Annotated in this window: 6 protein-coding genes (1 of these 6 running past the window's edge); all 6 read right to left on the bottom strand. The window is 39.4% G+C overall.

What is annotated here, in order from left to right:
- Window positions 1-123: 123 nt before the first annotated feature.
- Window positions 124-11493 (bottom strand): T9SS type B sorting domain-containing protein, encoded by an 11370-nt coding sequence (locus tag CGC50_RS11390; protein WP_095910909.1) that lies wholly within the window; start codon window positions 11491-11493, stop codon window positions 124-126.
- A 197-nt stretch (window positions 11494-11690) separates the two neighbouring features.
- Complete coding sequence (locus CGC50_RS11385) at window positions 11691-20477, bottom strand: T9SS type B sorting domain-containing protein (RefSeq protein WP_157909458.1); 8787 nt, start codon at window positions 20475-20477, stop codon at window positions 11691-11693.
- A 404-nt stretch (window positions 20478-20881) separates the two neighbouring features.
- Window positions 20882-21262, bottom strand: a complete 381-nt coding sequence (locus CGC50_RS11380) for a VanZ family protein (protein WP_095910907.1) — start codon at window positions 21260-21262, stop codon at window positions 20882-20884.
- 76 nt (window positions 21263-21338) lie between these two features.
- The gene (locus CGC50_RS11375) at window positions 21339-22493 is read right to left on the bottom strand and encodes a peptidylprolyl isomerase (RefSeq protein ID WP_002667121.1); all 1155 of its coding nucleotides are present in this window, start codon (window positions 22491-22493) and stop codon (window positions 21339-21341) included.
- A 38-nt stretch (window positions 22494-22531) separates the two neighbouring features.
- Entirely contained in the window at window positions 22532-22882 is a 351-nt protein-coding gene (locus CGC50_RS11370; protein WP_095910906.1) for a hypothetical protein, read from the bottom strand.
- Between the two features lie 8 nt (window positions 22883-22890).
- On the bottom strand, window positions 22891-23476 hold the 3' portion of the coding sequence (gene gldI, locus CGC50_RS11365; protein WP_095910905.1) for a gliding motility-associated peptidyl-prolyl isomerase GldI. The gene runs 5 nt beyond the window's last position; the window shows 586 of its 591 coding nt (coding positions 6-591); its start codon lies beyond the right edge, outside the window; its stop codon occupies window positions 22891-22893.

Raw genomic sequence — 23476 nt, 5'->3', positions numbered from 1 at the left:
AAAATTCAAGCTCTGTAAGTTAATGATTTTCGACATATTAGCGATTATTACTCTGCTTTAGGCAAAAAGAAGAGGTATCCCACGGGAGGGATACCTCTTCTTTTTTTAAATCATTTTATGTTATTATTCCTTCTTAAGGTATAGCCAGCCACTGTAGTTATGAGTTTGACCTACACTATCTTGGTAATCTAAGATATAATAGTAAGTACCTTGTGGGAGTCGCTTACCTTGCTCTACTGTAGAGCGTCCATTAGAATATCCATCAAATGGTTCTGCGTTGGTATAACCTTCTTTTTCATATACCAAGACTCCCCAACGGTTGAATATCTTTAAGGTATTCTTAGGATAAGCCTCAATACCTTCTATTGTGAAGCCGTCATTCTTACCATCACTATTGGAAGAAACTCCATTATATATGGTTAGCGGTTTGTCCTTGGTTATTACTATGGTTACCACTGCATCATCACATACAGATAGCTGTTGAGCCATACATAGGTTATACCTTACTCTATAGGTACCTTCGTTAGCTCCCTGAGGTACTGTAATCTCGCCGTTAGGAGCAAAACTTACTCCACTAAGACCGTCATTATCTATCAAAGTAATAGCTACCTTGGTAGGATCGGTTATCTTAGCTCCTGCAAGAGTATCATTGTCTAACACATTGCCCACTACTATAGGCTGTTGTGCTGGATTGACAGGATGCGCTGAGTAGTCATCATCATTAGCCTCAAGTGCTGGATGGAGCTCAATAATTGCTTTAGCTGTCTTACAATCACCAGGGGCACTTACTCTACAGATAGTATACTCATAGGTATAAGTACCATCAGGAGTATTAGGAGCTATGGTTATTGTACCATCAGGATTCATCTGCAAGTTAGGATGACTTGGAGTGCCTGGGGTCAAGGTAACATCCGTACCAATAACCGGTGATTTTCTACCATCTATCTCATCATTAGTGATAACACTTGGAGTATTCTTAGGTGTATTTTTGGTATTGGTGATCTCGAACTCATCCTGTTGAGCCACAAAGTTCACTACTTTGATAATAGCCTTCGCACTGGAAGTCTGATTACTATTAGCTCTATCTATAATTGTATAGTAATAGATATAGGTACCTATTGCTATTCCTCTTCTAACAGTAATACGTCCGTCATCATTCATCACCAAGTGATTGTCAGGAGCTGGTTGTCCTTGTGTTCTCTCAATAAGTACATCAGAGGATACCAGACCTACCTTGCTACCTAAGCGGTCATTATCCAAGATACTTGGGGTAAGGAACTCACCTTGTGTACCTACTTCCCATACACCATCGTCTATCGCCTCTATATAGCGAGGAGCCCCTCCTGTTATCGTAATTCTCACCTTAGCGGTATCACAAAGTCCTGCATTGGCCTTTGCACAGATCTTATAAGTTACCATATAGACACCTACAGGAGCGTTATTAGGTACTACTAAGAATCCTGTATCTGGATCTATCATCAAGACTGTCAATCCATCATTGTCTTCAATAGTAATTCTTACATTATCCTTAGTAGCAGGGTTACCATTGAGCGTATCATTGCTTAGGATGTTTATATTACCTCCTGTACGAGGCATAGTCACATCAGGATCATTTACTGCATCAATAACAGGGCCTGTTACTATAGTAATCTTCACTACTGCTGTATCGCAAACTCCTAGGTTAGCTTTATCACAGATCTTATATGTTACAGTATAAGTATTTGGCGTAGTATTATTCGGTACTACCAACTTACCATCTCCATTTACTGTAAGACCGGTAAGACCACCATTGTTGTCGATTGCTACTGTTACATTATCCTTAGTAGCAGGGGAACTGTTGAGCGTATCATTGGTCAACACCTCTACTATACCACCTGTACGTGGAAGGGTCTTTTCACCATCATCTACCGCATCGATAGTCGAAGTAGTGCCAGTTACTTTGATCTTCACTACTGCTGTATCGCAAACTCCTAAGTTAGCTTTATCACAGATCTTATATGTAATAGTATATGTACCTGGGGTAGTATTGTTCGGTACTACCAACTTACCTGTACTATCCACAGTAAGACCGGTAAGACCACCGTCATTGGTTACAGTTATCGTTACATTGCTTGTAGTAGCTGGGTTACCGTTCAATGTGTCATTGGTCAAGATTGATACTGTTCCGCCTGTACGTGGTACGCTTACCTCTGGATCATCCACTGCATCTATTACAGATGGAACTTTGATCTTAGCGGTTGCTGAATCACATACATTCGAATTAGCCTTATCACAGATCTTATACGTAATAGTATATGTACCTGGAGTAGTATTGTTCGGTACTACCAACTTACCTGTACCATCCACAGTAAGACCGGTAAGACCACCGTCATTGGTTACGGTTATCGTTACATTGCTTGTGGTAGCTGGGTTACCGTTCAATGTGTCATTGGTCAAGATAGATACTGTTCCGCCTGTACGTGGTACACTTACCTCTGGATCATCTACTGCATCTATTACGGATGGAACTTTGATCTTAGCGGTTGCTGAATCACATACATTCAAATTAGCCTTATCACAGATCTTATACGTAATAGTATATGTACCTGGAGTAGTATTGTTCGGTACTACCAACTTACCTGTACCATCCACAGTAAGACCGGTAAGACCACCGTCATTGGTTACGGTTATCGTTACATTGCTTGTGGTAGCTGGGTTACCGTTCAATGTGTCATTGGTCAAGATAGATACTGTTCCGCCTGTACGTGGTACACTTACCTCTGGATCATCTACTGCATCTATTACGGATGGAACTTTGATCTTAGCGGTTGCTGAATCACATACATTCGAATTAGCCTTATCACAGATCTTATATGTTACAGTATAAGTATTTGGCGTAGTATTGTTCGGTACTACCAACTTACCTGTACCATCCACAGTAAGACCGGTAAGACCTCCGTCATTGGTTACGGTTATCGTTACATTGCTTGTGGTAGCTGGATTACCGTTCAATGTGTCATTGGTCAAGATTGATACTGTTCCACCTGTACGTGGTACGCTTACCTCTGGATCATCTACTGCATCTATTACGGATGGAACTTTGATCTTTGCGGTTGCTGAATCACATACATTAGCATCTAATTTATCACAGATCTTATACGTAATAGTATATGTACCTGGGGTAGTATTGTTCGGTACTACCAACTTACCTGTACTATCCACAGTAAGACCGGTAAGACCTCCGTCATTGGTTACGGTTATCGTTACATTGTTTGTGGTAGCCGGGTTACCGTTCAATGTGTCATTAGTCAAGATTGATACTGTTCCACCTGTACGTGGTACGCTTACCTCTGGATCATCCACTGCATCTATTACGGATGGAACTTTGATCTTTGCGGTTGCTGAATCACATACATTAGCATCTAATTTATCACAGATCTTATACGTAATAGTATATGTACCTGGGGTAGTATTGTTCGGTACTACCAACTTACCTGTACCATCCACAGTAAGACCGGTAAGACCTCCGTCATTGGTTACGGTTATCGTTACATTGCTTGTGGTAGCTGGATTACCGTTCAATGTGTCATTAGTCAAGATTGATACTGTTCCACCTGTACGTGGTACGCTTACCTCTGGATCATCTACTGCATCTATTACGGATGGAACTTTGATCTTAGCGGTTGCTGAATCACATACATTCGAATTGGCCTTGTCACAGATCTTATACGTAATAGTATATGTACCTGGGGTAGTATTGTTCGGTACTACCAACTTACCTGTACTATCCACAGTAAGACCGGTAAGACCACCGTCATTGGTTACAGTTATCGTTACATTGCTTGTAGTAGCTGGGTTACCGTTCAATGTGTCATTGGTCAAGATTGATACTGTTCCGCCTGTACGTGGTACACTTACCTCTGGATCATCTACTGCATCTATTACGGATGGAACTTTGATCTTAGCGGTTGCTGAATCACATACATTCAAATTAGCCTTATCACAGATCTTATACGTAATAGTATATGTACCTGGAGTAGTATTGTTCGGTACTACCAACTTACCTGTACCATCCACAGTAAGACCGGTAAGACCACCGTCATTGGTTACGGTTATCGTTACATTGCTTGTGGTAGCTGGGTTACCGTTCAATGTGTCATTGGTCAAGATAGATACTGTTCCGCCTGTACGTGGTACACTTACCTCTGGATCATCTACTGCATCTATTACGGATGGAACTTTGATCTTAGCGGTTGCTGAATCACATACATTCGAATTAGCCTTATCACAGATCTTATATGTTACAGTATAAGTATTTGGCGTAGTATTGTTCGGTACTACCAACTTACCTGTACCATCCACAGTAAGACCGGTAAGACCTCCGTCATTGGTTACGGTTATCGTTACATTGCTTGTGGTAGCTGGATTACCGTTCAATGTGTCATTGGTCAAGATTGATACTGTTCCACCTGTACGTGGTACGCTTACCTCTGGATCATCTACTGCATCTATTACGGATGGAACTTTGATCTTAGCGGTTGCTGAATCACATACATTCGAATTAGCCTTATCACAGATCTTATATGTTACAGTATAAGTATTTGGCGTAGTATTGTTCGGTACTACCAACTTACCTGTACCATCCACAGTAAGACCGGTAAGACCTCCGTCATTGGTTACGGTTATCGTTACATTGCTTGTGGTAGCTGGATTACCGTTCAATGTGTCATTGGTCAAGATTGATACTGTTCCACCTGTACGTGGTACGCTTACCTCTGGATCATCTACTGCATCTATTACGGATGGAACTTTGATCTTAGCGGTTGCTGTATCACATACATTCGAATTGGCTTTGTCACAGATCTTATACGTAATAGTATATGTACCTGGAGTAGTATTGTTCGGTACTACCAACTTACCTGTACCATCCACAGTAAGACCGGTAAGACCGTCGTCATTGGTTACGGTTATCGTTACATTGCTTGTGGTAGCTGGGTTACCGTTCAATGTGTCATTGGTCAAGATTGATACTGTTCCGCCTGTACGTGGTACGCTTACCTCTGGATCGTCTACTGCATCTATTACGGCTGGAACTTTGATCTTTGCGGTTGCTGAATCACATACATTCGAATTGGCCTTGTCACAGATCTTATATGTTACAGTATAAGTATTTGGCGTAGTATTGTTCGGTACTACCAACTTACCTGTACCATCCACAGTAAGACCAGTAAGACCACCGTCATTGGTTACGGTTATCGTTACATTGCTTGTGGTAGCTGGGTTACCGTTCAATGTGTCATTAGTCAAGATTGATACTGTTCCGCCTGTACGTGGTACACTTACCTCTGGATCATCCACTGCATCAATAGTAGAAGTAACTTTAACCTTTACAGTCGCTATATTAGAGCAAGCTGTAGAAATGTTCTTATCACAGATACGGTAGGTTACTGTATAAGTACCCGCTGGAGTGTTCGGTTGTACCTTCACTTGACCAGTAGCGGTATCAATCTTCACATTCACATTAGGAGTTACTTCACTTATGGTAACATTGCTTGTAGTAGCTCCATTACCATAAAGTTTGTCATTTGTCAATATAATATAAGGAGTACCACTACCATCCTTCACTACTTGCACACTTGAACTTGGTGTCACAGGAGTAGAGGTATAGTCATCATCTTTGGCTACGATAAAGCGGATCTTACCTGTTTTCTGGGTTTGATTGCCAAAGCTATCCTTAGCCGTAAAGGTCACCACGATCTCCCCTGCCCCACATACATCGGTAGGCTTAGTATAGTTATTGGTTATCACAGGAGTTGTACAAGTATCTGTAGCCGCTGCTGTAGCAAGCCAATTAGCTACCAAAGTATCAAAATTGGCGGCTGAACAGTCTAATACTATATCAGATACAGTAAGTGTTGGTGCCTGAGTATCATCTATTGTATAAGTTACAGCTATACGTGCACTCTCACAGCCGTCCTTTTCTTGGCTTACATACTTAGTAGTAACCACCTTCGCTATTACTTGGCGCTCTACCTTAGGAGAAGCAGCCAAGGCTGTTCCTCCAGTAGCTGCATCGTACCACTTAAGGGTATGACCTGTAGCTGGAGTCACCAAAGTAGCCATGTCAAACTGCGTACTTACCGAAGTAGGACACTCTGTACGGGAGGTTACTGCTGGTGCAGCAGGTGCTGCTACTTGAGCAGCGATTGTAAAGCTCGCCTCTGAAGAAGCACAGCCGTTCTTAGTCGCTTTTATCTTATAGGTGCCCGCAGCGGTAAGACCATTGATAGTTCCATCTGCTACTACTGAAGCTCCTGTTACTGAAGTACCTGCATTGTTTGTGATAGCATAGGTAATATTATTTGCGTAATTGCTTACCTTAGCCACACTTACAGCGGTACAGCTCGCAGCTGTTTTCTCCACTACTGTTGGTGCAGCTGGTGCTGCTACTTGAGCAGCGATTGTAAAGCTATCAGATGCTGTGGAGCTACAAGTATCTTGTTTAGCAATAATACTATGTGTCCCTACTGCAAGAGGTGTAGTAATCTCTCCACTTGCATTTACTGTGAGCTGTATAGCTCCTTCCCAATAGGTAGCCCCTGTTTGGTAATTGGTTATCTTCGCCTTGCTTGGTGAGGTACAAGTAGCGGCTGTTACTGTAATTGTCGGTTTTGCAAGATTAACAAGTGTCACTGTCACCTTTACCCTTGAGCTTTCACAAGCACCTCCCGCATTGGTTTGAGCTACATAGTAGTCTCCATTGGCAAGAGCTGTAGTGGTAGATAGTGGAGAACCTCCTGTCACTACATTATACCAACGAATGGTAGTCCCCTGAGGCTGCAAGGCAGCCACAGTAGCAGTTCCCCCACAAATAGTTTGGGTAGGCTGCGGAGTAGGTACTGCAGGCTTGATAATATCGGCAATACGAATAGGAGATTCACATCTTCCTGTCTGGGTATAGGTATAGCTATAGTGCTCTGCTGTAATTGGGGTATTGTCGGCCAAAGGTGCAGAAGTAGGTGGATCAGCAGTACCTTCGTATACCTTAAGTTCTTCTGTACGGCGTCCGGGCTCCCCTGCTTTTATCTCCGCCTTAAGCTGAGCTACTGTGGTCGGGCAAGTGGTGATCTTATTGTAATCGCCTTTTAGAGTTGCTGCACTTATCCCAAAAGAGACAACTGCTTTTGGACTGATACACTTACCTGTATGCTGAATAGTATAGTAATAGGTCAAAGTCGTATTAAGAGCTGCTGCATCGGGCTGCTCATCATAACGATTGCCATCCTTCAGATAGATCTTAGCCGAGCTATCTCCTATAGCTGCACGTAGATCCGCTACCTTAGGATTTACGGAACAGAAGGAAACGGTCTTAGCTGGAGCAGGTGTCGCATTGGCTGACTTGTTCAAGATAATAGCGGCCTTATTACTTGGGCACTTACCAGTTTCCTCTAAGGTATATTGGTATGCAGTGATCTGATCCCAGTCAATTGGAGCCGAATCAGCCTGTGGAGTATCTCCTTTGTATATCTTGATATTATTTCCTGAGATCTTAGCCTTAAGATCCGCTATTGTACTATCCTCACAGAGAGAAACAGTAGCAGAAGGTGCTGATGCCTTTGCTTTTTCTACAATAGAAAAACTATAAGGCTGAGAAACACATTTATTATTTTCTTTGACAGTAAAAGTATGTCTGTTAGAAGTAAATACAAAATCAGTATCTGTATATTCACTTCCTGTACTATTATAGATCTTAATGCCATTAGCCATAGCATTAGGATAGATAGCTTTGAGAGCATTCTTAACTTCTGATCCTAAAGCATATGAATAACCATAATTATTCACAAGAGTACACATCATTAAAACCTGTGCCTGCGCTTGTGTCTGCCCACCACTAAGAGTAAAAGTCACAGGAGCTTGGGCTGTTTCACATTCTCCCAATCGCTTACTATAAGTAATACCTGTAGTGCTCAAGATATTATGACGATCATCCAAGGCTTGTCCCCCTTGTTTTATTATTATCTGAGAAGGATTAGCGGAATCAATAAGTCTCTTAAGCTCTCCTACTGTAAGGGCACAAATATTTCCTAATGTTTTAGCAGCAGGAGCGGCTGTAGCTACTTTATTTACCTTGATAGTATACACACTACTTGGACAATAGCCCTCTTTTGTAAGGCGCAGATACAAGTTCTTGCTACTTCCTTCTGCAATCGTTCCTATAGAAGCTGTATTGATCTTTTTATTAGTTTGAGCCTCTGCATTGGCAAGAGTTTCATACCAGGCGAAAGTAGCTCCACTATTTCTTATTTGGTTATAGCCATTTCCATATGCACTGAACATTAAATTTTCTATATCCTGATAAGTTGCTGTTGGCTGACAAAGATTGATATTTGTTACAACCCCCTGAAGTAATAAAGGCTTCTTCACCTTCAAGGTTGCTTCTACTTTTGTTAGCACCTCTCCACAAGAGGACAATATAGAATATACAAAAGTATTTGTCTTACCTACAAAGGTGCTGGTATTGATATTTACTTTTCCATTAGCAGGTACTGGAATAACTCCATTTTTATCCTCTATTTTCTTTATATACAAAGGATTAGAGTTAGTATCTGTAAATAAGTCATTCAAATCAAACACTGTAGTATAGGATGTATTGTCAATAGGATCTGCTGAAATACATTTTTCTATATCATGTTTTTGTATCGCTACAGGAGCAGGTACATTTGCTGGACGTACAAAGGTGTATTCGATAGGATTAGCTGAAATACAAGTGTTTACATTTGCGGAATGAGTTGATTCTAATTTTACAATGTATTTGTTATCAAAATCGTCATTTGTTAAGCTATTTATGGTATAGGATGTTCCTGTATGCAAAAGCGCCGTTGGATTATCTGCACGATACCACTTGACAACAATCTTAGATCCTAAATAAGGAACAGAGAGTGTTGCTTTCTGACCATTACAATAAGAAGTCTTGTCGGCTTCTATCTGTAGAGGTTGGTAATTAGAGACAATCCAGTCAACTGTTTCAGCTCTATTACATGCGTCTGTTACTTTGAATACATAACGGGTATTGGTATCGGCTCCATCTATATCCAAGAAGAAGTTTTCATCATCTCCAGGTCTATTGAGAATCGTTGGATTGGTTTCTCCTGTTTTTTGTTGAGATACCAACGTATAGATATAAGGAGGAGTACCTCCCTTAGGCACAAGCGCTACATGGTATTTGTTACCTACACAACGGAAATTTACTATTTTAGGTTGTTGTAAGTTTCCTTTGTATTCCTTTTCTGAAATGACTTGAATACAATCTGCTAAGCCATTTGCATTCACTATTTTGCGAATTACTCTAAACTTCCCTTGGGTGTTGGTCGTTACGACTGCTTCAGAAGCGCCATGATTTCCTAAGATAGGTAAAGGATTACCATTAGAAGCAGCTGTCACCCATTGTCCTGTGGCTTCATTAAAGCGTTCTACCTGATAGAATGTTCTATACTTAGGAGTGGACTGTAGGGTTCCTTTCACTTTGGGAGTACACCCTTCTTCCCAAGTGATTGTATACTTATCCTCAATAAGTTCTCCTGTAGCGGTATAGGTATTACCACATATATCGGTATACTGATATGTATAGGTGCCTACAGGCATGTCATTTACTTGCCATTCCTGTTGGATTCCTGAGGTATTTCTATTAGTAAAAATATAAGGTAAGGTAACGGGTAATAGTGTGTTATCTCCACTAAAAGCAGTAAGTTTGACTTCTTTAATATTATTAGTATACTGTTTGTTAGCAATAATAATATTAGCGAATCTACTTCCTGTAGGAGTAGACTTACAACTGGCTGTTTGCCAAAAATAGGTTTCAGAAGTTAAGATAGCAGAGGTTGGAATAGTAAGTTCATCCAAGAGTCTGTCCTTGCTACAATCTACAGAAACTGCTCTAAAACGGAATTTGTCTCCTGCTCTTAGGTTGCCTGCAGGTACCAATTCGTAGTGATTTACTAAGGTGTCGAATTTTTTAACATACTTATTAGCCAACTTAGGATTGGTAGTAGCTATTTTATAAAAACCTGCTGCATCAGGATTGAAAGTATTAGGATACTCTTCAAGCACCATATATACTGGATAATCTCTACTTTCTCCAATGTTTCTCATCCCCACTAATATCTTATTGGGGTTACAAGTAGCCTCAGTACTCAATTGTGTCACTACATTTTCCATAGGATCTAAGAGAGGCTTGGTCACTATAGGAAGTGTCTTTGTAGTACCACAAGCTATAAGCTGAGCCTGCATTGTCCAATTTCCGTACTCTAATGGAATATTCTGATAAATACTTTCTTTCCAATAAAGTGTTTTATTACCTGCTCCATTGGATATATAAAAAGCATTTTCTAAATCTGTACGATTAGAAATAGTTTTGGATACTGTATATGTACGAGAAGCAGGAGAAGTAAAATTCAATTTTATGGTAAAAGGATAAGGAAAAGCATCCATTTCCCATATATGTTGTATATTATCAGATGTAAATTCAATTTCCCTAAAAGAAGCATAATTACAAGAATGTTCAAATGGGAAAAAACGTTGTATTGCTTGCAGCGAAAAAAGATAATTTTCTACCACAACAGGCTGAGGAGTCTGCGCTCCACCTCCTACAGCACAAAAGTTTTCTACCAATACACGATATTCACCTGGGGGTACATCTGTAAAAATATTAGAAGTCTGTTTTGGCTTTATAACATGATGGAATGTCTTGTCATAAAGACTGAAATAAAGAGGATATTTCCCGCTGGTGACATTTACTTTTACCTTAGGAAGTACTGTAGGACATAGAGAAGGTATGTATTGAGCCGTGAAAACAATAGGTTCTACCTGCTTTTCTACTTTTATATTTCTGCGTTCTATCTTTTGATTATGATCTGTTTTAAGGACAGCCACGAGATCGTAAGTACCAGCCTTCAAGGTTTGTGCCCCTGAATATGCCAAGCGCTTAATTGCCGAAAAATCATAGCTTGCCTCTGTACTTTTTTTCATATAGAAGTCATAATCATTCGTATTGGCTCCTATCATTTCAAAATAAATACCCCCAGCATCATTACACCACTCATGCTCCACACGTACGGATATAGCGGGAGTTGTCTGAGGAGTAATAGTATAGTTAAATCCAGTGGAATAAGAACATGCACCATTCTGAGCCTTGAGAGAAAAACTACGTGGAGTAGTCACATTCCCTACAGAAATATGTAAAGTAATCTCTGGTGGCGTTCCTGTATAGGTTTTACTATACACAGCCCCTGACTGATCAGTAAGGGTATAGGTTGTGCCTGCCAAAGGATAGCGCACAACAAATTCGCCCACTTCCCCTTGGGTTACTTGCTCAAAGGTCGTAATGCGTGTTTGCTCCAAAGCTTTGAGAATATTCGGATCGCAACTCTGCGCCTGAAGCTTCCCTATGGAAAAAAACAATACAAGAATCCACAAAAAGAAAAATCCTTTTTGTGCTTTTTTAAGTCCTCTTATCATTCTTTAGTTTTTTATAGAATAATTCGGTGGCAAAAGTATTACATTTTTTTCACTCTCACAATTTTCTACCTTTTTTTCACCCTTAAAAGTTATTAACAATTTACATTTATTTATCCTAAAAAAGCTCTTTTTTAATAAAAAAGAGAGGCATCCCCTTCTTAGGAATACCTCTCTTCTATTGAGTTTTGATTTAGTTTTTAGTCTCTTTTGAGATACAACCAACCACTCTTAGTCTGAGTCTGGTTATTGCTGTTTTCGTACTCTAAGATATAGTAGTAAGTACCTTGTGGTAGCTTCTTACCACTCTCTATCGTAGAGCGTCCGTTAGAATAACCTGTGAATGGATCCGCATTGGTATAGCCTTCCTTCTGGTATACCAAAACTCCCCATCGGTTGAATATCTTCAAGGTATTCTTTCGATAATTCTCAATACCTTCTATCCTAAAGCCATCATTCTTACCATCGCCATTGGTAGAGATTCCATTGTATATCTCGATAGGATCTTCCTTGGATACCACTATAGTCACTACTGCATCATCACATACAGAGGATTGTTGTGACATACATAGGTTATACCTTACCTTATAAGTACCCGCTGGGGCTCCTTGTGGTACTGTAACTTCCCCATTAGGTGCAAAGGATACTCCTACAAGACCGCCGTTATCCACCAAAGTAATGGTCACCTGAGTAGGATCCGTGATAGATGCTCCTCCCAGTGTATCATTCTCCAATACATTGCCAACCACAGCTGCATCATGTATCACATTGACAGGATGGGCAGTATAATCATCGTCATTGGCTACCAATGAAGGATGTAGGTTGATAATCGCTTGGGTTGTCTTACAATCTGTTGGATTGCTTACCCTACATATCGTATAATCATAGGTATAAACCCCATCCGGTGTATTAGGCGAAATGGTTATCGTTCCATCAGGATTCATATGCAAGTTAGGGTGACTTGGAGTTCCTGGAGTCAAGGTAACATCCGTACCTATCACCGGTGGCTTCTTACCATCCATCTCATCATTGGTGATCACACTTGGAGTCTTCTGCTCCCTATCCTTGGTATTGGTCAGACTATATTCGTCCTGTTGTGCTACAAAGCTTACCACTTTGATAATCGCCTTCGCACTCGAAGTCTGGTTATTATTTGCCCTGTCGATAATCGTATAGTAATAGATATAAGTACCTATTGCTATTCCTGATTTTACTGTAATACGACCATCATCATTCATTACCAAGTGGCTATCCGGTGCTGGCTGACCTTGTGTCCTTTCGATAAGTACATCTGAAGCATTCAAGCCTGTTTTGCTACCTATACGGTCGTTGTTCAGAACACTTGGGGTAAGGAACTCGCCCTGAGTACCTACTTCCCATACTCCATCATCCACCGCTTCTATATTATGAATTGTTCCTGGGGCTATGATAATCTTCACCTTAGCGGTATCACAAACCATTGGATTTGCCTTGTCACAAATCTTATAGGTTACCGTATAAGTGCCTGGGGTTGAGTTGTTCGGCACAACCAACTTGCCCGTAGTAGGATCAATCATAACTGTGGTAAGTCCTCCATTATCTTCAATTGTAATATGGACATTATCCTTAGTCGCTTGCCCTCCATTGAGCTTATCATTACTTAAGATATCTATACTTCCTCCTGTACGAGGTATATTTGTATCTGGATCATCATTTGCCTTGATAGTTGGAGTAGCAGGTACTGTAATCTTAACAGTTGCTGTATCACAAACCGTTGGATTTGCCTTATCACAAATCTTATAGGTTACTGTATAAGTGCCTGGAGTAGTACCATTAGGAACTACTAATTTCCCTGTTGTAGGATCTATAGCTACTCCTGTAAGACCTCCATCGCTATCAATAGAGATATTCACCTGATCCTTAGTAACTGGATTGCCATTGAGCTTATCATTACTCAAGATATCCACTGTTCCACCTGTTGTAGGTATCGTCTGATCTGGATCATCATTAGCAATAATACTTGGGGTAATTGCAGGTACTGTAATCTTAACAGTTGCTGTATCACAAACCGTTGGATTTACCTTATCACAAATCTTATAGGTTACTGTATAAGTGCCTGGAGTAGTACCATTAGGAACTACTAATTTCCCTGTTGTAGAATCTATAGCTACTCCTGTAAGACCTCCATTGCTATCAATAGAGATATTCACCTGATCCTTAGTAACAGGATTGCCATTGAGCTTATCATTACTTAAGATATCCACTGTTCCACCTGTTGTAGGTATCGTCTGATCTGGATCATTAACAGCATCTATGCTTGAAGTAACTTTCACCGTTACTGTCGCTACATTAGAACAAGCTGTTGGAGTATTCTTATCACAAATACGATAAGTTACTGTATAAGTACCTGCTGGAGTATTAGGTTGTACTTTCACCTGACCAGTTGTAGTATCTATCTTCACATTCGCATTAGGTGTAACCTCACTTATCGTTACATTGCTTGTAGTAGCTCCATTACCATACAACTTATCATTACTCAATACATTGTATGGAGTACCACTACCATCTTTCACTACTTGTTCTGTAGCGCTTGGTGTCACTGGAGTTGCTGTATAGTCATCATCCTTGGCCACAATAAAGCGGATTTTTGCTTTCTTCTGTGTTTGATTGCCAAAGCTATCCTTAGCCGTAAAGGTCACCTCTATCTCCCCTGCTCCACACAAGTATGCAGGCTTGCTATAGTTGTTCGTTACCACTGGGGTTGTACATGCATCTATAGCTGTCGCAGCTGTTGTTGTAAGCCAAGTAGTTACCAAAGTATCAAAGTTGGCCGCTGTACAATCCAGTACTATATCATTCGCAGTAAGTGATGGAGCCACAGTATCATCTATTGTATAGGTTACCGCTACACGAGCACTCTCACAGCCATCCTTCTCTTGGCTTACATACTTAGTCGTAACTGTTTTCGCAGTTACTTGGCGCTCTACCTTCGGAGAAGCTGCCAAAGCTGTTCCTCCACTGGCAGCATCGTACCACTTGAGCGTATGACCAGCAGAAGCTGTTACCAAAGTAGCCATATCAAACTGAGTACTTACTAAAGTAGGACACTCTGTAACTGTGGTTACTGTAGGAGACGATGGTGTAGCTTTTTGATCCGTCATTGTGAAAGGATCTGAAGCTAAGGATTCACAAGTTCCGTTCTTAGCTACAATAGTATGGTTACCTGCTGTAAGAGGTGTTGTAATCTCACCACTTGCATTCACAGTAAGCTGACTTGTTCCTTCCCAGTAAGTATAACCTACTGTATAGTTCGTTATCTTCGCTTTGCTACCCTCTGCACAAGTAGCAGGAGCTACTGTCACAATGGGCTTAGCGGAAGTCAACTTATCTTTTATCTGGAACTCCTGCGATGGCAAGGAGCTACAACTTGGAGAAGTGCTACTAGCTGTTACCTTATAAGTTCCCACAGGTAAGTTTTTGATAGTACCATCAGTATCTATCTGAACACCTGTTTGAGCTGTTCCATTTTTCGTAAATGTATAGGTTAAACTACTGTCATAGTTAGTAATCTGTGCTACACTTATATCAGTACAAGTAGCTGCTGTCTTCTCTGCAACAGTAGGAGTCTTGATACCCTTGGCCACTACTGTAGCCTTCTGACTCTCACAAGTAGCTGCTTGTGTAAGTGTATAATAATAAGTAGTACCAAAAGTAATAGTATCTGTAGCCGCTTTGGCCATAGTAGCCGTTGCGGAATCATATATCTTAATTACCGTAGTGGTAGGTGCTGACAAGGCCGTTCTAAGCTTAGCCTCAAGAGTGCTTACTTTATCAGTATCAGCCCCACAGAAAAGCAATTGCTGTGCTGTGCCTGCTGCTGTAGCAGGAGTTACCTTAATCTTCACCTCTTGAGAAGCCTCACAACCATTGGCACGTCTTATAGTAAGTTTGTAGGTAAACTCTTGTTCTGCTGTAAGCTTAGTACCTACATACTTAAAGGTAGGTGCGGCAATATTGGCATCTGACAAATGAGCCAAGGCTCCTGTGGTCACCGCAGTCCATGTATACCCCTCATAAGCAGGTGCTTGTGTATTATAAGTAAGCACTTTCTCTTCTCCCTCACATACCGTAGCATTTTGTACTAAGCCTGTAAGAGAGGTTGGAGCAGAGACTACTACCACAGCATCGCTACACAAACAAGGGTTTTGGCTACTTCTGATAGAAAGGAGCAAGCGACATAGCTTATCCTGAGTAAGCTCAATTGTATGAGTAACTGTTTGTGAAGCTCCTGGAGCTAATGATGTAATTGTATCTGTAAAATCAGTCAATTTCTCATCAGTAGCTTCATCAATCAAATGATTATTGTCTGTATCATTAAAGAGTCCTACCTTCACATCTCCTGTATAAGTAAGGGTAGAGGTAGCAGCATTCTTTATTTTATAGGAAACAGTCACCTTCTCCTTATTATTTTGGATAAGGGAAGAAAGTTGTACATCCTCTATGGAGAGTGCAGCCGTCACCACAGGTATGGTCACTTCCCCACGGTTAGCGGTTGTCTCTATCGTAATAGCAGGACAAGGAGTCAAAGGACCTGAAGGACAAGCAACTCCAGTTACCGAATCGGTAGTATAATACTTAATTTTCTTTTCTGTACTACACTGAGGTATAGGAGTATTAGCCTTTTGTTTTACCTTAATAGTATATTCAAAGAAATCATTATCACGCATACCAGAAGGGATCTGGATACTCAGTTCTGTATCGCCCCCTGCTACAGGTTTAGGATTAGTACCTCCTGCCAAAGAAGGGTCTGCGAAGGTTGTCTGACTCTTAGCTCCCGCAGAAAAAGAACCTGCTACATACTCGAATCCAGCAGGAATACGCACTACTACACGTCCATTAGTCCCCGTTACAAAGTTCTTAGGAGTGCTTTGGTCTATAATCACATGTCTGCCCTTATACTCTGCAGGAGAGGCAGCACAAGCACTGGCATTACCCCCTACTAAAGTCAAGGAGTTGTTTACCTTATACTTATTAGCATCTACCCCTTGGATACCTGCAATGATAACCTTAGTTTTATCCCCATCGGCTGGCGTACCGCAAAGGTTATTGGCTTCTATATCTATATCAAAAGCTGAACCTGCTGTAAAGTCACAACCTGGTTGTATATTGAAGCTAATCTTAAAATTACGCTTATTCACATCAGAGTTTTCTGTAATAGACCCTGGCAAGCTACCTCCAGGCAATATATCTGTCAGATCAAAAATATATTTATCTGAAGTCTCCGTAGCATGAATTTTAGGAGAGCTAGTTGTTGTATATTTTCGCCCACTATTCAAAGGATATTCCACCTCTACATCGGAGTAAGTAAGACCATTACCCTTCATCATGATCAACTTCAGATCGAAGAGATCCCCTTGGTCACCACTATTGATTGTGTATTGGTATTTTGTCTTTTTACACATTTCAATAGTACCTATTTTATCAGGATGATTTTCTCCAGGGTTAGTAGGATCAGGCTGAATCTGTTTTAAGCTCTTGGCAATCTTGACTGTATAGGTAAGTTTATTATCATTACACGTCTTAGTATACCCTTGAGTAGGATTACTATTACAGTTCCAACCTGCATACAAGTCAAAATTCAAGGTTGCTTGTGTACAGTTGGTTATCTTGTATTTCAAACGAAAACGTCTTTCAGTATTCTTAGCAATCACTCCATCACCTCCTCCTTGGTTTAGGAAGAACATCTTTTCTCCTGTAAGAGAAGCTTCTGGGGCTATCGTTCTCAAGACATTAGTCCCTGTAGCATCCATCTCTTGAAGTCCTGTCACTGTGATTCCTGCCACATCAGGCACTGATACCCAACCATAAGGTGCATCAGAGACACTGGTATTGGTAAGCTTGAAATCAAGCGTTTGCTCCTTTTTATTAGCTATAATATTTACAGGAGTTTGTGTAACGAGGTTGATAGCAGGTTTATCTGAATATCTGATAGGTTCATAATGAGATTCAGAAGCTATTTTATTACCTCCATTAGCTGCATAATGATAATAGAAATCTTCAAATTCTACATCTACAAATACTAATTGATTATCTGTTCCCGCCTGAGTTTCTGTTACGAATGGTTTGGAAGCACAAGTAGCTTGTACAAAGGCTCTCATAGTTGCTTCATAACCATTTTCTACTGAAAGTTCTCCTGGGTGCAAATACCCTGGACTTCCTTTAGAAGGGTTCACATATGTATAGGTTTTATAAGTACCATCATCTGTAACTGTAAAGTTACTCAACAACATTTTCACATTATTGGATCCCTCTGCCCAATTTATATATTTTCTTCTGTACTCATATTCTACATCTCTTACTATATTATAAGCAGAAGGTATTCTAAACTTCACAGTTTTTATAAGACGTGCAGGACGAAACTCGTTCATAAAATAATTACCAGAAGTATTAAAACGTCTTGCCAAATAAGCTATATTACTTCCTATAGGAATTATATTACATGATTTTATAGTATAAGCATTGGTTCCTATAAGAGTATAAGTTTCTGCTATATAAAAAGTAGGTGTTTGTTTAGCCCCACAATGCAATTCATTAGTATGATATCCTTTGCCATTGACATTAGTATCATTGGGATTAGCGAGCATATAGAAGAAAGATTCTCCTGCTGATTGTATATCTTTGACCCTATCCCTATTATTGGCAGTATTGCTATTATCTACTTGATAGGTAGCTATTACCGTAAATTTCTCATTAGCAGCAATTGTTCCTGATGGTAAGGCAGAAGAAAGATTCCAACGGAAATAATTTCCTTGGCTATCTGAAACTTTTGTCAGTACCCCAGAATCTGTGGCTTGAAGTGTTACTGCTGGATTTGAACCTACTTTCACTTCAATTTTTTTAGGTAGAAGCTGAGCCTCTTTAATTACAGCTGCATGATAGTATAAATTGCCACTAGGCAAACTTCCTTGTTGCCCTTCTGCAGTTACTTCTATATCATCGAGATATAATGCTCTCTGGCGTTCAGTCTCTGAAACTTGTGAACGTGTTACTCGTGTAGTCATCAAGTAATCTGTCCAACCATAAGAATTTTCAGCACGTTCAGTTTTTGTGTTGAGCATTCTTGGTCCATTATTACTACAAGTCCCTGGACAAATAGCATTAATCTGTTTTTTGTTACATAGTAATGGTATTTCACAATAAGAACCATTACCATTTTTATCCAAATGAGAAATCTTATATTCTACTTCTACATTGCCTGAGACACAAGGATTTGTTAAAAGCAGATCAAAAGTAACATATCCTTTTTCTGTATTTGTAGTTGTATAAGAGAAAGTTCCTCCTGCTGTTACATTAGGCAAATCTATAGGAGGAGTTGTAGCAGATCCATAATCGTTCCCTTTATAAAACTTAACATTCTGCATACTTACTCCTGCAGGAAGTTTTATTTCATACTTAAAGCGCTTATCATTATTTGTATATGATTGACCTTTTAGTCTTTCTAATGTTATATAACTATGATTTCCGAAGATGATATACCCAAATCTTGGAGTATCTTTGGGAAGCTCTACAGGAAATTTGGCAGCATCTACTACTGACAATATCAGACGTCTGAAAGTATAATTAGTAATTACATGTACATCTGATTTTTTATCAGCACCACAAGCATCCTTATACTGAATATTACTATGAGGAGAGACACTAAAAGCTCTATCATCTTCTTGCAAACACTTTACTCCTTGATTTTTAACCATATCAAAGCGTATCTTGAGTTTAGCATCTTTAGGCAAGTCATCTCTAAAACCATCATTATCTATATCTTTAAGTCCTATATCTTTAGTTCCTAAAGTAGTATTAGACAAAGCTGCTAAATCTTTTAAAGGCACTTGTCTTTCATCTATTTCGTTACCATTAGGGGTCATTGAACTGATAGGTATTTCAGTCCCATCAGTAGCTACAATACGGAAATTAGCAGGTTTGTGATTTCTAAATTTCTTACCTGCAAGATAAGGGGTGATATTTACTTGTATATCATAAGCAGTTGCATTTCCTGAACCACTATTGATATATTGAACTGTAAATGTACCTAATTTATTACCACAAAGCCCATCACCCCATTCAAAATAAGTGTGATTACTATCCTCATCCAATACAATTTTAGGAGTACCAGTGGTTACATTGACAGCTCTTGTTGCTTCATTACTTTCATAAAGTGTAGAGGCATTCTCTCCCCAATATCCTTTATAGACAATAGACATATTACCGCAAGAGCTTACAGTATATTTCTCAGTAATCTCAGCAAAATCATTTTTTTTGAATCCTGCCACTGTAGAAGCTGTAACCTTATACACCTTATCTCCTGAAGGCAAAGTAGCTGCAGGAGTAAGTACAGTACCATTGTAACTTATTTCATTGCTTGTAATCCCTGTAGGATATTTTACTATAAAGAAGATTTCCTTAGTCGCCCCATCCCCAGTATTACGCAATACAAATTTTTTAACACTAGTACCAGAAGCATTGTTATGTACAGGCTCTGCAAGCTGAGGGGTTATAATAGGTATAGGCAAGCTATAAACATTAGATTCTTTAGAATCTGTCAAGCTCGTTGCTGTTGCTTTTACAGTATCCTTGAGCCCTTGTCCCTGATTCTTCAACTGTTGCAAAGCAGCCTTGGTTACTTTTTTCTGAATAGAAAAAGTAATGGTACCTGTTCCAGTAATCTTAAAAACAGGTTTGTTCAATGGAGAAGAAGCCTCGTGAGTAATAGAAAGAGCTCCTGACTTTTTAGTCACAGAACCTGTTACATATTCAAACCCTTGAGGGAGTGTAATTTCCACATCTACTGCAGTTTTCCCAGAAGGCATATTGATAGAAACCTCCAATGAGCCCGCCTGGTAATCCTTATTGGCAAACTCAACCGGAGTTTCTGCTACAGCACCACTAATAATGGTTGTTTGTCCCTGAACGGCTCCAAGAGTAAACAAAGAAAGAAAAAAGAATAATATGTTCATTCTCTTCTTTGATTTTTTTACGCTTTTTGTCATTTTACTATATCATTAACTGTTTGGGCGCAAAGGTAGGTCATTTTTTAATATCACCAACAAATATTTACTTTTTTTTATCAAAAGTTTTCAACATTTATTATTTCTACATGCAAAAACAATGATATTTACCTCTCAAAAAAAGAAAAAGTATTCTTCAAAATACTGATATTCAGATTTTTAAAAAATATAAAAATTTAATATCTTTTTTTCTCATTTTTCATCCTATATCATTTAAAAGAATTTGACAATTATCTAAAATGAAAAGATACAAGAAAAAAAGCTTTTGGAAACTGCTGTTTTTTTGACAAAAAATATATTTTAAATAAAATATACATTTGCCGTATAGAAGAAAGAAAAAAGAAAGGTTATCTTTATTTCTTGTTTTTCAGCCATTTCTCTACATACCGGAATACAATATAAGCGATGATAATTCCTAAAGTATCTGCCAATAAATCCATGACATCTCCACTTCGACCATTGTCCATAAGCTGTTGGGCTATCTCTGTGAAAATAGCATATAAGAGTAAAATAGCCAGATATTTATAAAAATCCTGTCGAGGATAAGTGGCCTCAAACAAAAATCCTAATACACCAAAGATACCAAAATGCACGACCTTATCAGCCCCCTCAAACCAATGAATATCCTTGGGAAGACTATCGGCAGGGCGCAGGAGCATATAGGTAAGCAGTAGTGTATAGAAAAATAGGGTAATCTGTAATAGATTGTGTATCTTTTTGTTAGTAAGAGGCATAAAAGAAGAAAATATAAAATATAATTATGAGGCTGTCCCAGTAGAGACAGCCTCATAGGTAGAAAAATAAGTAGTATTACTTAGCTATATCCACTATTTCTATTTGGAATACCAAATCAGAGTTAGGAGGGATAAGTCCCTGAATACCTTGTTCGCCATAGGCCAAGGCTGCAGGAATGAATACACGTAGCTTGTCCCCTACTTTCATAGAAAGTAAGGCTTCCTTGAAACCAGCTATAAGACTTACTTTTTGGCTATACTCCCAAGGGTAAGGCATATATCCATACTGAGGATCCTGAGCACGCTGAGGATCAAATACTCCATTCTCTTGAGCCACTTCCTTAATATTAGAATCAAAAAGCATCCCTGTATCACGGATATAGCCGGCATAATTGACTAATACCTTTTGTCCATCCTGAGGTTTTACTCCTTTCCCTTCATTAAGAGAAAGTATCTTAATTCCAGAAGGGAGCGCTTTGGCTTGTTTTTCTTGTTCAGAGATCAAAGAGAGGTTTCTCTGTGCTTGCTCCATTCTTATCTTGGTAGCTTCTTGTGCTTCCTCTTCACGTTTTTTAGCTAAGGCATCTTGTTCCTTCATAAAAGCATCAAATGCCTTAGGTGCATCCCATTTCTGAGCGTCCTTTCCTACACGGATAATTTCTATTTTTTTAATAATCACAGGGTTTTTAGGACGGCTATCCTCCTTACTGGTTTGTTCATCGGTAATCTTACTGATGACCTCTTCTCCCTTAACCACTTGTCCGAAGATAGTGTGGCGGAAAGTAAGCCAGTCGGTAGCTACTTCAGTAATGAAGAATTGACTGCCATTGGTAGCAGGACCAGAGTTGGCCATAGCAAGCTGCCCCTTCTTAGTGAACTTAAGAGAATCTACAAACTCATCAGCAAACTGATAGCCAGGGCTTCCCTCACCTGTTGCGGTACGATCTCCTGCTTGTAGCATAAAGTTCTTAATCACACGGTGTGACTTGGTGCCATCATAATAGCGTTTTCCCTTAAGAGAATCCGCTACATAAGTATTAGTACCTTCGGCCAAAGAAACAAAATTGGCTACAGTACCAGGGGTCGCTTTGTAGAAAAGTTCCACGAGCATATCACCGTGATTGGTTTGAATATCTGCATACAAGCCATCCTTTAGATCTGGATATTTAGCTGATTTGCAAGCTACAAACAACAAAGGCAATAACAATGCCCAAAATTTGACTTTTTTCATAAAATTCTATATTTAATGAACGAAATTACACTAACAAATTAATTTTCTAAAAATTCTTTAGTCACATCCTCCCAATTTTCATAAGATAAAGGAGTATTCTGGTAAAAAGCTTCAAAAAAAGGCAATACATCCACTACCTTAGCATATATCTTACGATAATGAGTAAAAGTATCTTTGATATGATATACACGTGCTTCTATCAGATAAGGACTACGATCTTGTAAAGTATCATCCTCCAAAGTGGTCTGCACATAATCCCTCTTATCTGGATCACTATCATACAGAACAAGAAAACGATGCCCATTAGAAACAAATGCTTTAATGATATCATTAATCCTTTCCAAAGAGAGTGTTACCTTTGTATATTTATTGGTATTCACTTTTTTCATTATACTTCTTACTCAAAATCACACTTAATAAGCCCTACAGACTCAGAAGTAGAAGGTGGTGGTGGAGGAGCTGGGGTTATCTTCAGAATATGCACCTGAGCACGTATGGGCTTATTGACACCTATTTTTTCTTTATCTCCATGATAGCCAAAGGCAATTTCAGAAGGGAAGAAAAAAACTGCTTCCTCATTCTCTTTCAAGAGCTTAATAGCTTGCCGAAGTCCCTGAAAAAGTTCTTGCTTATCCACATAATAGGTAATTACCTTGGTATCCTCCTTGGAATAGATCTCTTTTCCATAAATATCTGAAAGACTGTAGGTGAAATCGACTATATCTCCGAAAGCAGGTTTGTAAGTAGCTTCCTTATTCTCAGCAACATAATAATACTTAAATCCATCCTCAGACTTCAGATAAGTATGTAGCGTATCCTTAGCAATAATAGAGTCCATCACTGCCTCCTGATCTTCCAAAAGTGCTCTATTCTTTTTGGCCGATTCCTTGAGGAAAGTATCTGTTTTGACCATCACAGGACGACGAGCTTCCTTCTTGGCACAAGAGGAGAGCAAAACTAAAAATAATAAGGTAATAATAATT

It is taken from the genome of Capnocytophaga gingivalis, assembly GCF_002302415.1.
Lineage (GTDB): Bacteria > Bacteroidota > Bacteroidia > Flavobacteriales > Flavobacteriaceae > Capnocytophaga > Capnocytophaga gingivalis.
The sequence above is the reverse complement of the archived record's forward strand: the minus strand, read 5'-3'. Positions and strand labels throughout refer to the sequence as shown.